Source organism: Cryptosporangium aurantiacum, from assembly GCF_900143005.1.
Lineage (GTDB): Bacteria > Actinomycetota > Actinomycetes > Mycobacteriales > Cryptosporangiaceae > Cryptosporangium > Cryptosporangium aurantiacum.
Map to the genome: position 1 here is coordinate 1 of NZ_FRCS01000012.1, position 12,235 is coordinate 12,235.

The 12,235-nt window shown below is 69.9% G+C and carries 13 protein-coding genes and 1 pseudogene; 5 read left to right on the forward strand and 9 right to left on the reverse strand.

The annotated features are described in order from the left end of the window. Both BUB75_RS46600 and rarD read left to right on the forward strand, forming a co-directional pair. Positions 1 to 203, forward strand: a pseudogene (locus BUB75_RS46600) (2-oxoacid:ferredoxin oxidoreductase subunit beta); the annotation flags it as partial. Between the two features lie 102 nt (positions 204 to 305). Continuing rightward, complete coding sequence (gene rarD / locus BUB75_RS31485) at positions 306 to 1,358, forward strand: EamA family transporter RarD (protein ID WP_073262084.1); 1,053 nt, start codon at positions 306 to 308, stop codon at positions 1,356 to 1,358. Here the strand turns inward: rarD and BUB75_RS31490 are convergent. The 9 genes from BUB75_RS31490 to BUB75_RS31530 are packed head-to-tail and all read right to left on the reverse strand — an operon-like array spanning position 1,276 to position 9,932. After that, complete coding sequence (locus BUB75_RS31490; protein ID WP_073262086.1) at positions 1,276 to 3,471, reverse strand: chemotaxis protein CheA; 2,196 nt, start codon at positions 3,469 to 3,471, stop codon at positions 1,276 to 1,278. The two genes, rarD and BUB75_RS31490, sit on opposite strands and share 83 nt — an antisense overlap. Next, on the reverse strand, positions 3,471 to 3,737 hold the full coding sequence (locus BUB75_RS31495) for an STAS domain-containing protein (RefSeq protein ID WP_073262088.1): 267 nt from the start codon (positions 3,735 to 3,737) through the stop codon (positions 3,471 to 3,473). The genes BUB75_RS31490 and BUB75_RS31495 overlap by 1 nt, the downstream gene beginning before the upstream one ends. Beyond that, positions 3,734 to 4,102, reverse strand: a complete 369-nt coding sequence (locus BUB75_RS31500; protein WP_073262090.1) for a response regulator — start codon at positions 4,100 to 4,102, stop codon at positions 3,734 to 3,736. Before BUB75_RS31500 ends, BUB75_RS31495 begins: the two co-directional genes overlap by 4 nt. 31 nt (positions 4,103 to 4,133) lie before the next feature. Then, positions 4,134 to 5,174, reverse strand: coding sequence for a methyl-accepting chemotaxis protein (locus BUB75_RS31505; RefSeq protein ID WP_073262092.1), 1,041 nt, complete (start codon positions 5,172 to 5,174; stop codon positions 4,134 to 4,136). Further along, positions 5,167 to 6,237: a protein-glutamate methylesterase/protein-glutamine glutaminase gene (locus BUB75_RS31510; protein WP_073262094.1), complete on the reverse strand. Its 1,071-nt coding sequence runs from the start codon at positions 6,235 to 6,237 to the stop codon at positions 5,167 to 5,169. Before BUB75_RS31510 ends, BUB75_RS31505 begins: the two co-directional genes overlap by 8 nt. After that, positions 6,234 to 6,761, reverse strand: a complete 528-nt coding sequence (locus tag BUB75_RS31515) for a hypothetical protein (protein WP_073262482.1) — start codon at positions 6,759 to 6,761, stop codon at positions 6,234 to 6,236. The genes BUB75_RS31510 and BUB75_RS31515 overlap by 4 nt, the downstream gene beginning before the upstream one ends. Next, the gene (locus BUB75_RS31520; RefSeq protein WP_073262096.1) at positions 6,754 to 7,587 is read right to left on the reverse strand and encodes a CheR family methyltransferase; all 834 of its coding nucleotides are present in this window, start codon (positions 7,585 to 7,587) and stop codon (positions 6,754 to 6,756) included. The genes BUB75_RS31515 and BUB75_RS31520 overlap by 8 nt, the downstream gene beginning before the upstream one ends. Then, positions 7,584 to 8,192 (reverse strand): chemotaxis protein CheW, encoded by a 609-nt coding sequence (locus BUB75_RS31525; RefSeq protein WP_073262098.1) that lies wholly within the window; start codon positions 8,190 to 8,192, stop codon positions 7,584 to 7,586. Before BUB75_RS31525 ends, BUB75_RS31520 begins: the two co-directional genes overlap by 4 nt. 27 nt (positions 8,193 to 8,219) lie before the next feature. Next, entirely contained in the window at positions 8,220 to 9,932 is a 1,713-nt protein-coding gene (locus tag BUB75_RS31530; protein ID WP_073262100.1) for a methyl-accepting chemotaxis protein, read from the reverse strand. Positions 9,933 to 10,102: 170 nt separating this feature from the next. On the opposite strand from BUB75_RS31530, the gene BUB75_RS31535 reads away from it, so the two are divergent. From BUB75_RS31535 to BUB75_RS31545, 3 genes are read left to right on the forward strand one after another with little or no spacing between them, the layout of a single operon-like run. Continuing rightward, the gene (locus BUB75_RS31535; RefSeq protein ID WP_084741941.1) at positions 10,103 to 11,134 is read left to right on the forward strand and encodes a TlpA disulfide reductase family protein; all 1,032 of its coding nucleotides are present in this window, start codon (positions 10,103 to 10,105) and stop codon (positions 11,132 to 11,134) included. Between the two features lie 10 nt (positions 11,135 to 11,144). Continuing rightward, positions 11,145 to 11,537: a hypothetical protein gene (locus BUB75_RS31540; protein ID WP_073262102.1), complete on the forward strand. Its 393-nt coding sequence runs from the start codon at positions 11,145 to 11,147 to the stop codon at positions 11,535 to 11,537. Beyond that, on the forward strand, positions 11,534 to 12,190 hold the full coding sequence (locus BUB75_RS31545) for a TetR/AcrR family transcriptional regulator (RefSeq protein WP_073262105.1): 657 nt from the start codon (positions 11,534 to 11,536) through the stop codon (positions 12,188 to 12,190). The genes BUB75_RS31540 and BUB75_RS31545 overlap by 4 nt, the downstream gene beginning before the upstream one ends. Positions 12,191 to 12,235 lie beyond the last annotated feature (45 nt).

Genomic DNA, 12,235 nt, shown 5'->3' on the forward strand with positions numbered 1-12,235 from the left:
ACGTCGAAGACCCCTCCTACGCCTTCGCGCTGTCCCGGCTCTCCACCCAGGACCTCCGCTACACCCCCGTCGGAGTGTTCCGCTCCGTCCAGCGACCCACCTACGACACCGAAATGGCCGCCCAACTCACCACCGCCCAGGCCCGCGGCGAGGCCAACCTCCAGAAGCTGATCCTCGGCAACGACACCTGGACCGTCGCCTGACGGTTCCACCTCGCTGGGCCGCCACGATGTGGCGGCCCAGCGACGTTAAGTGGCACGAATTCTGTTGGTTGCTGCAACCCTGACCGATTACCGTCGGACCACGTGACTGATCAGCGACGAGGCCTGCTCTTCGGCATTACCGCCTACGGCGCGTGGGGGTTGTTCCCGCTGTACTTCGGGCTGCTCAAGCCCGCGGGACCGCTGGAGATCCTCGCGCACCGGATCATCTGGTCGCTGGTCACGGTGGGTGTGCTGATCCTGGTGCTCCGCCGGTGGCGGTGGTTTCGTACGGCGGGTCGCCGGACGCTGAGCCTGCTGGCCGCCGGGGCCGTCCTGATCGCGGTCAACTGGTTCGTCTACATCTACGGTGTCAACTCTTCGCACGTCGTCGAGACCGCGCTGGGCTATTTCATCAACCCGCTGATCTCGGTGCTGCTCGGCGTCGTCGTGCTGCACGAACGACTGCGGCGGACGCAGTGGATCGCGCTGGCGATCGGTGCCGCCGCGGTCGTCGTGCTGACGGTCGACTACGGGCGGCCGCCGTGGATCGCGATCACGCTCGCGGTCAGTTTCGGGCTCTACGGGCTGGTCAAGAAGGTCGCGGGTGCGCCGGCGGTGGAGGGCCTGACCACCGAGTCGCTGGTGCTGATCCTGCCCGCGCTGGGGTACGTGCTGTGGCTGACGTCGACCGGTGACGCCCAGTTCGGGCACGTGTCGGCGGGGCACACCGCGCTGATGGTCGTGTCCGGAGCGCTCACGGCCGGGCCACTGCTCGCGTTCGCCGCGGCCGCGAACCGGGTTCCGCTGGCGACAATCGGCCTGCTGCAGTACCTGACGCCGACGCTGCAGTTCCTGCTCGGTGTCACGGTGCTCGGTGAGCACATGCCGACCGCCCGCTGGGCCGGCTTCGCCCTGGTCTGGGTCGCGCTCATCGTGTTCTCCCTGGACAGCCTGCTGGCCGTGCGGAGAGCGTCCGCGGCGAAGGCGAACGGCCCCGACAGGGTGTCGCCCCCGCTCGACACAACCGAGACAGACGAGGCAGCGGTCGGCGCGGCAGCGGCTGAGGCCGGGGTTACGCCACCGCGGTTGCGTCGGCGTGGAGGACGCGTTCGCGCTCGGTCTGGCCCGCAACCAGCGGGCCGACGTCGAGGATGAGCGCGACCTCCCCGTTGCCGAGGATCGTCGCGCCGCTGATGCACTTCGCCCGCGCGAACAGCGGCCCGAGCGGCTTGATCACGGTCTGGAACTCGCCCATCAGCGCGTCCACCACCAGCCCGGTTCGCTGACCGGACTGCTCGACCACGACCACGCTCTGCCGCCGCGCCGGCTGCCCGTCGATTCCGAACATCGTCCGCAGCCGGATGAACGGCAACACTTCACCGCGCAGATCCATCACGTCCCGCCGTGCGCCCTCGGGCGCCACCGCACCGACCGGGAGCTCCACGCACTCGGTCACCCGGTCCAGCGGGACGATGAAGTACCGCGACCCGACCCCGACCAAGAACCCCTCGATGATCGCCAGCGTCAGCGGCAACCGAATCCGCATCGTGGTGCCGACGCCCAGCGCGGTCACCACCTCGATCGTGCCCCGCAGCGCCGTGACGTTCCGCCGCACCACGTCCATGCCGACGCCGCGGCCGGACAGGTTCGACACGGTCGCCGCCGTCGAGAACCCCGGCTCGAAGATCAGCTCGTAGGCCTCGGCGTCGGTCAGCACCGCACCGGGCTCGATCAGCCCGCGCTCGACCGCTCGCTGCACGATCTTGTCCCGGTCGAGCCCGCGGCCGTCGTCGGCGACCTCGATGACGATGCTGCCCGCGTCGTGGAAGGCGTTGAGCCGCAGCGTCCCGCGGGCGGGCTTCCCCCGCCGCAGCCGGTCGGCGGGCGGTTCGATGCCGTGGTCGAGCGAGTTCCGCACCAGGTGGACCAGCGGGTCGCCGATCCGCTCGACGAGCGCCTTGTCGACCTCGGCGTCGCCGCCGGTGACGACCAGCCCGACCTCCTTGTTCAGCTCGACGCTGACGTCCCGGACGACCCGCTCGAACCGGCGGAACGTCGTCCCGATCGGCACCATCCGAAGCGAGAGCGCGCTGTCCCGTACCTCCTCGACCAGGCGCATGACCTCGCTCTGCGCCTCGGCGACACCGGAACCCTCCGAGCTGTCGGTCATGCACACGACACCGGCGCTGGCCTGGGCGATCACCAGCTCGCCGACCAGGTCGATGAGCCGGTCCAGGCGAGCGGCGTCCACGCGGAGCGTCTGCGTGTCCTGCTGGGCGCGGGTCTCGCCTGCTTTGCGCTGCTTGCGGAGTGCGGCGTCGATGACCGCGCGCGGCACGATGTTCTGCTCGATCAGGATCTCGCCGAGCGGCACGACCGCGTTGGTGCTGCGGGAGCGCTCCTGCTGGACACGCATCGCGTCGGTGATCTCGCGCTCGGTCGCGGCGCCGCTGCGGATCAGTATGTCGCCGATCCGGTCGCTCTCCGGCAGCGTCCCGATCAGCTTCACGTACGCGTCGACCTGGTCGGACGCCGGGGTGATCCGGATGTCGCTGTCGTCGCGGACGAACTCGAAGATGCTCTCGATGTCGGCCTTGGGCACGGTCGTGACGTAGTCGACGTCGAACCCCAGGTAGCAGGTCTCCGGGTCCAGCTCGCCGAGTGGCGGCAGCGTTTCGGCACGGACGACGAGCTCGGTGACCGTGCCGACGGTCGCCAGGTACCGCAGGAATGCCAGCGGGTCCATGCCGTTGCGCAGGCTGTCGGCGCCGAACCGCAGGCTCAGGTGCCACGACCGTTCGTCGTCCATCTCCTCCTCGGCCAGGTCGGCGACGCCCGGAGACGCCACGGCAGCGGGCGCCCCCGCGCCTCCCGGCAGGAACGGCTCCAACCGGCTGAGCAGCATCGCGCCGGTGCTCTGCTCCTCCGACGTGGCGTGTACCCGGCCCTGCGCGACGCCCTCCACCAGGTTGAGGATGTGGTCGCCGCAGGGCAGCAGCGCGCTCACCAGCTCGGGTGTCACGGCCAGCTCGCCCCGCCGCACCAGGTCGAGCAGCGTCTCGAGGACGTGGGTGAACTCCACGATGTGGCCGAGGCCGAACATGCCGGACGAACCCTTGAGCGTGTGCACGGCACGGAACAGCGCGTTCACCGTCTCCGACCCGGCCGAGCTGCCCTCCAGCCGCAGGAAGCCCTCTTCGACGTCCTGCACCAGGTCGCGTGCCTCGGTGACAAAAACGTCGAGGACGCCGAACTCGTCGGTGCTCATCAGTTCTCCAGCTCGCCGGTGAGTCGGGTGAACTCCAGCAGGTTGCGGACGACGTCGCTCGGGTCGGCGAGCGTGACGCTCGTCCCGAGCCGCTCGGCCTCGCGCCGGGCCACCAGCAGCAGTTGCAGGCCCGCGGTGTCGATGTCGGTGACGCCGGAGAGGTCGAGTTCGAGTTCGGCGCCGCCGGCGAGGTACGGCCTGAGCCGCTGGACGGTGTCCGCCGCGGTGACGATCGTCAGCTCGTCGTTCAGCTCCAGACGGGTCACGGCGCGATCAGTTTCGAGACCGCGGCGAGCATCTGCGGCGGCTGGAACGGCTTCGTCACCCACGCCTTCGCGCCGGCCGCCTGAGCCGCCTTCTTCTTGTCCTCCTGGGACTCCGTGGTCAGCATGATCACCGGCGTGAACTTGTAGGCCGGGAGCTTCTTGACCTCGGTGACGAACGTGATGCCGTCCATGTTCGGCATGTTGACGTCCGAGATGATCAGGTGGACGCGCTGACCGGTGAGCTTGGAGAGCGCGTCCTTGCCGTCGACACCCGCGATCACGTCGTAACCGGCGCCCTTCAGCGCGATCGTGACCACCTGCCGCACCGACGCCGAGTCGTCGACGATCAATATTGTTTTGGCCATCGGAAAGCCCTGTCTCCTAGAGATTGGCCCGTCAGAAGAACGTGATCTCGGATTCGCGCTGCTGCACCCTCCCACCGGTGGCGTGCACCTGGTGCTCTTCCTCCATCGTGTAGTCGGCGGCGAGCGCGTCGAGCAGCTGCTTGGCGTTCAGCGTCGGAGAGTCGCTGGGTGCGGCATGCGCGATTGCCGGGAGCTGGGAGATGTTGTCCCGCAGATGTTCGAGCATCTGGCACACCCGGTCCTGGAACTGCAGCTCGACGAGCGACGCCCCGATCTGCTCCCGGATGCCGACCGCCGCGGACTCCAGCTCGCCGGACGATTCGCGGAACCCGGTGACCACCGACTGCAGGTCTTCGAGCACCTCGTTCACGTCGCCGTTGGCCCGGGACACCGCCAGGTCCTCCCGCTCGGCGCCCTCCTCGGCGCTGGTCATCACGGTCTCGATCGCGTTGCCGATGCCGGACACCTTGTCGGTGATCCGTTTGCTGGTGCTGAGCGAACGCTCCGCGAGGTGCCGCACTTCCAGCGCGACGACGCCGAACGCCGCGCCGGCCTCACCGACCCTGGCGGCCTCGATCGCGGCGTTCAGCGCGAGCAGATGGGTCTGGGACGCGATCGCGGTGACCTCGGCCGCCATCCGCTTGAGCTCGTCGTTGAGCTCGACCAGCGTGCGGAGTTCGTCGAGCGCCTGGCGTTTCATCGCGACCGCGTTGTCGAGCGTGCTGACGACGTCACCAAGACGCTCGCGGCTCCGGTCGAAGACCGCCCCGGAGTCACCGTGCAGCACGCCCGCGGACGAGTCGAGCACCGTGTCGAGGTTGTCGACGATGCCCGCGAACTGCGCGGTGACGCCGCTGATCGCGGTCTCCATCTGCGCTCGGGACGTGTCGACGTGGGCAGACCAGACCGGCGCGACCGCCTCGGTGAATTCGACGACGTTGCGGTGGTAGTTCGCAACGGCCTGCTCGGCCGCCGCGTCGTCGTCAGCCGGTCGAGCGCGTCGTCCCGCTATGCCGTAACCGACGCCGAGGCCGATCACCAGGGCTACCAGTGCCACGAGCAGCTCAGCCATATTTGCGGATCACCTCGGGAATCGCGGACAGCGGCGCTTCGCGTTCGGCGGCTCCGAGCTGGACCGCCTCGTGGGGCATGCCGTAGACCAGGCTGGTGGCTTCGTCCTGGGCCACCGTGAACGCGCCCGCCCGCCGCATCTCCAGCAGGCCGCGGGCGCCGTCGTCGCCCATGCCGGTCATGATGACGCCGAGCGCGTTGCGCCCGGCCATCTTGGCCACCGACCGGAACAGCACGTCGACCGACGGCCGGTGCCGGTTGACCAGCGGGCCGTCGAAGACCCGGACGCGATACTGGGCGCCGTCGCGGCGCAGCTCCATGTGTTTGCCGCCGGGGGCGACCAGCGCCCGCCCGGTCAGCACCCGGTCGCCGTCGACCGCCTCGGACACCTCCAACTCGCACAACCCGTCCAGCCGGGCCGCGAACGCCGCGGTGAACTTCTCCGGCATGTGCTGGACGATGACGATGCCCGCGCAGGTCGGCGGCAGCGCGGTGAGCACCACCTCGAGCGCCTGGGTGCCGCCGGTCGACGTCCCGATCGCCACCACCCGGTCGGTCGTCGTACCGAGGATCGAACCCCGCTCGGCGACCGACACGAACGAGGGTGCCGGGCCGACCGACACCGGCGCGCGGACCGCGTCCTGCGCCCGCCGGACGTTGCTGCGCGCGGCCGCCCGGACCGCCGAGACGATGTCCCCGCCCTCGTCCTGGATGAACTGCTTCAGGCCGGTGGTGGGCTTCGGGATGACGCTGACCGCTCCGGCGGCCAGCGCGTCCATCGTGGTCTCCGCGCCCCGGGTGGTCATCGTCGAACAGATCACGACCGGCGTCGGACGCGTGGACATGATCTTTTTCAGGAACGTGATGCCGTCCATCCGGGGCATCTCGATGTCCAGCACGACGACGTCCGGCCAGACTCGGTTCATCCGTTCCATCGCGAAGATCGGGTCGGCAGCCACCCCGATCACCTCGATGTCGCCGCTGTTGCTCAGCCGCGCCGACAGCGCTTGTCGCACCACCGCGGAGTCGTCGACGATCAGCACGCCAATCCGGTTGCCGCTCATGCCGACCTCTCGGCCCGCTGCATCGCGGTCGCGGTGGCCTCGTCGGCCGCGTAGCGGCCGGTGTGCTTCATCCAGACGCCGCCGTCGGTCAGGTCGAACACGACGTGCCGCGCCCCGGTGCCACCCAGATGCGTGGCCGTCAGCTCGAACCCGTGGTGTTCCAGCAGCTCCAAGCCGATCTCGATGTTCTGCCGCGGGATGTCCAGCTCCCGCCGGAAGGCGGGGAACTGGTTGCCGCCGCCGAACATCTTCACCTGGTACTCGTGCGGCAACGTGTTGTTCCGATGCAGCTCGCGCAGGAACAGCTCGATCGCCTCGTCGGCGTAGCGGCCGCTGAGCTCGTGGTGAACGCCGGGTGTGCGTCGCCGGCGCGGGATCATGTAGTGGCACATTCCACCGACCCGTCTCCGCGGGTGCCACATCGAGATCGAGATGCAGGAGCCGAGCAGCGTCCGGATCCGTGTCCCCGCGGACGCGAAGCAGAAGTCACCCGGTTGGAGAAGCACGTCATCGGTCTTAAACACCGCCCACTCCGCCACGGCAGTAGACGGACGGTTCGACCATCGTCAGCCGGGACGTGATGCCCTTGAGCGTCTCCGACAGGCTGACGATCAGGTGGCCTCCCGGCTGGAGCATCTCCTCCAGCCGCTCCAGAAGGGCGACCTTGGTGTCGGCGCCGAAATAGATCATCACGTTGCGCAGGAAGATGACGTCGAACCGGCCGAGCCCGTGCAGGTTGTCCATCAGGTTCGCGCGCACGAACGTCACCCGTGCCCGGATGTCCGGCGCGATCGCCATCAGGCCTTCGTACTCCTCCCGGCCCTTCCGGCAGTACTTGCGCAGCAGCGGCAGCGGGATGCGCTCCGCAGCCGCGATCGGGTAGAGCCCACGCTGAGCGCTGGCCACCACCCGCGCGGACACGTCCGTGCCCACGACCTCCCACGGTGTGTTCGGCAGGGCTTCGGCCAGCACCATCGCGGCCGTGTAGGCCTCCTCACCGCTGGAGCTGGCCGCGCTCCAGAGCCGGAACGGACGGTTGACCGGGTGCGCGGGCAGGACCACCTCGCGGAGGTAGTCGAAGTGCCGCGGCTCGCGGAAGAAGAACGTCTCGTTGGTCGTGAGCAGGTCGATCGCCTGGTTGAGCTCCGGCTCCTCGGGGCGGTTCAGCAGCTCGAGGTACTCGCGGTAGGACGGGATGCCCAGCTGCCGCAGCCGCTTGTCGAGGCGCCCCATGACGAGCGACTCCTTGCCGGGCGTCAGGCGGATGCCGGTGCGTCGCCGCAGCAGTTCGCTGATCTGCTCGAATTCCTGGCGGGTGATCGGCTTCGGCTGGTGTGCGGTCAGCGTCATGACGTCCGGGAGCTCCGGGCCGCGGCCTCGGCGGCGACCGGATCAGCGGTCGCGTTCTGCAGGCTCACCATGTCGCTGATCGAGAGCACCCGGCTGACGTCGAGCACGATGACGAAGTCGTCGTCACGCTTGGCCATGCCGCTGATGTAGTCGGCGCGGATGCCCGCCCCGAACGCCGGCGGTGGTTCGATCTCGTCGTCGGCGAGGCGCACGACCTTGTTCACGACGTCGACCAGAATCCCGATGTCCTGGGTCCCCGCCTCCGCGGGTGCGTCGTCGTCGGGCGAGGCGCTCTCGGCCGCCGGATTCGTGATCCGGACGATGATGATGCAGGTCCGGCGCGCGATCGTGGTAACGCCGCGGCCGAACCGGATCGCCAGGTCGATGACCGGCACCACCCGTCCGCGGAGGTTGATCACACCCCGGATGAAGTCCGGCATCATCGGCACCGGCGTCAGCTGCCGGTGCTCGAGGATCTCGGTGACGTTGAAGATGTTCAGCGCGTACATGTCGCCGTTCAACGTGAAGCGCAGATAGCGGTCGGACTCCGCGGCGCTCGGGTCGCGACGAGTGTCGGCCTGCGGCGTCGTCGACGGGCTGCCCATCGCTGTCCCTCCCGGTTGCATCCCTGCTCAGAAGCGGTCGAACTTGCTGTCGTCGACCTCCCCGTGCCCGGGGTCGCCGCCCCCGCTCCGCGTTCCGACCGGCAGCGCTCCGGCCGGGACCCTGGCCGTTCCGGTGGCGCGTTTGGCGCCGCCCGCATTCCCCCCGTAGGTGATCGCCGGGGGGCGCCTACGGGCGTTGTTCGTGGTGAAGAACCCCATGACCTCCTGCAACTGCGCGGTCTGCGCCGACATCTCCTCGGCGGTCGCGGCGAGTTCCTCGCTGGAGGACGCGTTCTGCTGGGTGATCTTGCTGATCTGGTTCATCGCGGTGTCGATCTGGCGGACGCCGGACGACTGCTCGCTGCTCGCCGCGGCGATCTCCTGGACCAGGTCGGACGTCCGGGTGATGTTCGGGAGGATGTCCTGCAGCAGCTGACCGGCGCGCTCGGCGGTCTGCACGCTGCCGGCGGCCAGTTCGCTGATCTCCGCAGCCGCGACCTGGCTGCGCTCGGCGAGTTTGCCGACCTCGGTCGCGACGACCGCGAAGCCCTTGCCGTGCTCGCCAGCCCGCGCCGCCTCGATCGTCGCGTTCAGCGCCAGCATGTTCGTCTGGAACGCGATGTCGTCGATGATCGAGATCTTGCTGGCGATCTGCTTCATCGCGTCGACGGTCTGCAGGACGGCACTCCCGCCCTCGGTGGCGTCGGCAGCGGCCTTCGTCGCGATGCCCTCGGTGACGCCCGCGTTCTCGCTGTTCTGGGTGATACCCGCGCCCATCTGCTCGATGCTCGCGGTCGTCTCCTGGACGCTGGCCGCCTGCTCGGTTGCGGCCTGCGAGAGCGACTGCGAGGCACCGCTGATCTGGCTGGACGCGCTGTTGAGCTGATCGGTGGACTCGATCACCGTGGTCACGGTCTCGGACAGCTTCTCCATCGCGCTGTTCAGCGCGGTGCCCATCTGCCCGACCTCGTCCCGGCTGCTCACATTGAGCCGCTGGTCGAGCCGTCCCTCGGACAGGCCGTCCAGGACGTGGACGGTGTCCCGCAGCGGCTTGGCGATCGACCGGGTGATCAGTTGCACGACCACGAACAGCAGGATCAGCGCGACCACGATCAGCCCGATCGTCAGCACCCGGGCCGCGGCATAGGCGTCGGCGGACTCCCGGATCGTGCGCTGGGCGTCGGTGTCCTGCAGCTCAGCGAGTTTCTCCAGCGTCGCGATCAGCGAGTTCGCCAGCGGCGTCGTGGTCGACTTGCGGTACGCGAGGAATTCCGTCATCCGGTTCGCCGCGGCGAGCGGGATCGACCGCTCGATCAGCGACTTCTCGTAGCTGCGCCAGGCTTCGACGAACTGCGTCCGTACCTGCGCCCCGTTTCCGACCGCCGACGTGGCCGCGAACGTCGCCCATGCCGTGTTGACCTCATCGATCGCGTCCTCGACGGCGGCCTTCCCGGCCTGATTCTCCGCGTCGGTCTGGGCGATCGCGAGGTTGAGGATCTCCCGGCGCACGTCGGAGACCCGCAGCCCCACCTCGCTGACCAGCTGCACCTTGTGCAGGTTCTGGTGGTAGAGCCCGTCCAGACGGTCCTGGGTCTGGTCGAGCTGGTACAGGCCGACCGAGCCGACCGCCAGCAGGAGCACGCACATCAACGCGGCCAGCGTCCGCAACTTCCACGCGACAGGAAGGTGCTTGAAGGAGAAGCCGCTCGAGCGGCGCGCTCCGACGGTCGTCTCGGCCATTCCTGAGCTCCTCGAGTTGCGCTGCGGTAGCAGAGGGCCGTGATCGCGATCACGCGTCGCATCTCCTCATCGGCTCGGCCCCCGATCGCCTGAGTCGTTCGGTGCGGCCGGGTGGCGGCTAGGGAGCAATAACGTTGTTGTCTTTCAATAACACCGTTACTCTCGACGCCATGGAGACCTGGACTCTTCTCGACGGCAGCACCCCCACCGCCCTCCGCGCCGAGGTCGACAGCTCCGGCACGCTCCGCGCGGCGCCCGGGCAGGACGTCTTCGGCTGGCACCGCTCGGCGCCCGGCTGGTGCCGTGGCGACGCCTGCATCCCCTCGTTCCGCGTCGCCGATCTGGAGACCGACGACGGGCTCGACGTCGTCGGGTTCGCCGCGCTCGCCGGCCTGGTCACCGCGGTCGACCCGGAGACCCGCACGCTCGCCACCGTCCCGGATGCGGCCTCGCGTGGCCGCGACCTCACCGGCACGGTCGCGCCGGAGCTGACGCTGCCGACGCTCACCGGCGAGCCGTTCGCGCTCAGCAGCCTCCTCGGCACGAAGGTCGCGCTGGTGTTCTGGGCGTCCTGGTGCGGGTGCCGCTACGACCTCGGCGCCTGGCAGGAGCGGCACGCGGCCTGGGCGTCGGCGGGCTTCACCGTCGTGACGATCGCGCTCGACGCCGACCGCGCGAGCGCCGCCCCCTGGCACGCCGAGGCCGGAACCACCCACCCCGCGCTGGTCGACGTCGACGGCGTCGCCGCGGACGCGTTCGACATCGTCAACGTCCCGACCGTGGTCTGGCTCGACGAGGACGGCCGGATCGTGCGGCCGCAGGACTCGCAGACCGCGACCGACCGCTTCCGCGACTGGAACCACCTGAGCGCGGACGCCTCCGCCGAGGCCCTGCGCCGCTGGGTCGTGAACGGCGACCCCGGGCTCACCCTGGATCAGGTGCGCGAACACCTGCGCCTACCCTCGGATGACGACCAGCGGGCCCGGGCGGAGACCCGGTTGGCGTCCTGGCTCGCGACCAACGGCCATGCGGACGCCGCCGAGCGCCACTTCGCCGCCGCGGCGGACGCCGCTCCGCACAACGTCGCGCTCCGGCGGAGCGCGATGCCGCAGCGCGGTATCGACCCGTTCGGCGACGAGTACTTCCGGCTCGCCGGCGAGCTCGCCGAGGCCGGCGTCCCCCTCCACCGCCCCCTCACCTGAGGAGTACGCCATGCCCACGATTCCCTGGACCCCCGCGAAGAGCGCCAAGGACGCCACCGGGCCGGCGCTCGCGATGGCGTCGGAGTTCGAGCTGACCTCGCTCCGGCACGTCCCCCGCTTCTTCCTCGACTCGATGCGCATCTACCGGCAGACGCTGGCCGCGGACGGCGCGCTCGGCGTCTCGTTGGAGGCCCGCCCCCTGCGCGGCCGGTTCCGGACGCTGAGCAGCTGGCGCGACCGGGCCGCGGTCGACGCGTTCATCCGGGTCGAGCCGCACCGATCGGCGATGCGGCGGCATCATTCGTCCATGAAGCGTGCGAAGTTCGTCTTCTGGGACGCCCCCGAGCCGCAGTTGACGTGGGACGAAGCGACCCGGCACCTGGCCACGGCCGGACCCCGGTGACCGAGACCCCGTACCGGCGAGCGCAGACCGCCGGGCAGGACGCCGTGCGCCGCACGGTGCTGGACGCCGCGAGCGCGCTGCTGGTCGCCGAGGGCCCGCAGTCGCTCACGATGCGCCGGATCGCCGGCGAGGTCGGCTGCTCGACGACCGTGCTCTACACGATGTTCGGCGGCAAGGACGGGCTCGCCGAGGCGCTGTACCGGGAGGGTTTCGCCCGGCTCCGGCAGCGGCTCGTCGAGGCCGTCGAGAGGGCCGGGGACGACCCCGGCGAGCGGCTGGCCGCGACCGGGCGGGCGTACCGGGAGAACGCGCTGGCCGAACGCTCCTACTACGGGGTGATGTTCGGCCAGGCGATCCCCGGTTTCGTCCCGTCGCCGGAGGCGGTCGCCGACTCCAAGCGCGCGTTCGAAGTCCTCGACGAGGCGGTGGACGCGCTCCGGACCGCGCGCCCCGTCCCGGGCGCGCACACGCTCCCGGTCGCGCGCCCGGCCCCGGAGGACGCCGGGCTGGTGGACCCGACGAACCTGCTGTGGGCGACCGCGCACGGCGTGGTGAGCTTCGAGCTCGCCGGCCACTACCCCGACGAGGCCACCGCCGCCGCGACCTACCGCACCGCGCTCACCGCGGTCAGCGTCTATCTCGGCCTGCGCTGACCGAATCTAGCCGGATTAACCTCTCTCGCCCCTTCGTCGGCCTAC

What these genes read in the sequence shown, in the direction of transcription:
- BUB75_RS31490 (WP_073262086.1), bottom strand. Translation starts at nt 3,471, where the DNA reads ATGAGCACCGACGAGTTCGGCGTCCTCGACGTTTTTGTCACCGAGGCA.
- BUB75_RS31500 (WP_073262090.1), bottom strand. Translation starts at nt 4,102, where the DNA reads ATGGCCAAAACAATATTGATCGTCGACGACTCGGCGTCGGTGCGGCAG.
- BUB75_RS31505 (WP_073262092.1), bottom strand. Translation starts at nt 5,174, where the DNA reads ATGGCTGAGCTGCTCGTGGCACTGGTAGCCCTGGTGATCGGCCTCGGC.
- BUB75_RS31510 (WP_073262094.1), bottom strand. Translation starts at nt 6,237, where the DNA reads ATGAGCGGCAACCGGATTGGCGTGCTGATCGTCGACGACTCCGCGGTG.
- BUB75_RS31520 (WP_073262096.1), bottom strand. Translation starts at nt 7,587, where the DNA reads ATGACGCTGACCGCACACCAGCCGAAGCCGATCACCCGCCAGGAATTC.
- BUB75_RS31525 (WP_073262098.1), bottom strand. Translation starts at nt 8,192, where the DNA reads ATGGGCAGCCCGTCGACGACGCCGCAGGCCGACACTCGTCGCGACCCG.
- BUB75_RS31530 (WP_073262100.1), bottom strand. Translation starts at nt 9,932, where the DNA reads ATGGCCGAGACGACCGTCGGAGCGCGCCGCTCGAGCGGCTTCTCCTTC.
- BUB75_RS31535 (WP_084741941.1), top strand. Translation starts at nt 10,103, where the DNA reads ATGGAGACCTGGACTCTTCTCGACGGCAGCACCCCCACCGCCCTCCGC.
- BUB75_RS31540 (WP_073262102.1), top strand. Translation starts at nt 11,145, where the DNA reads ATGCCCACGATTCCCTGGACCCCCGCGAAGAGCGCCAAGGACGCCACC.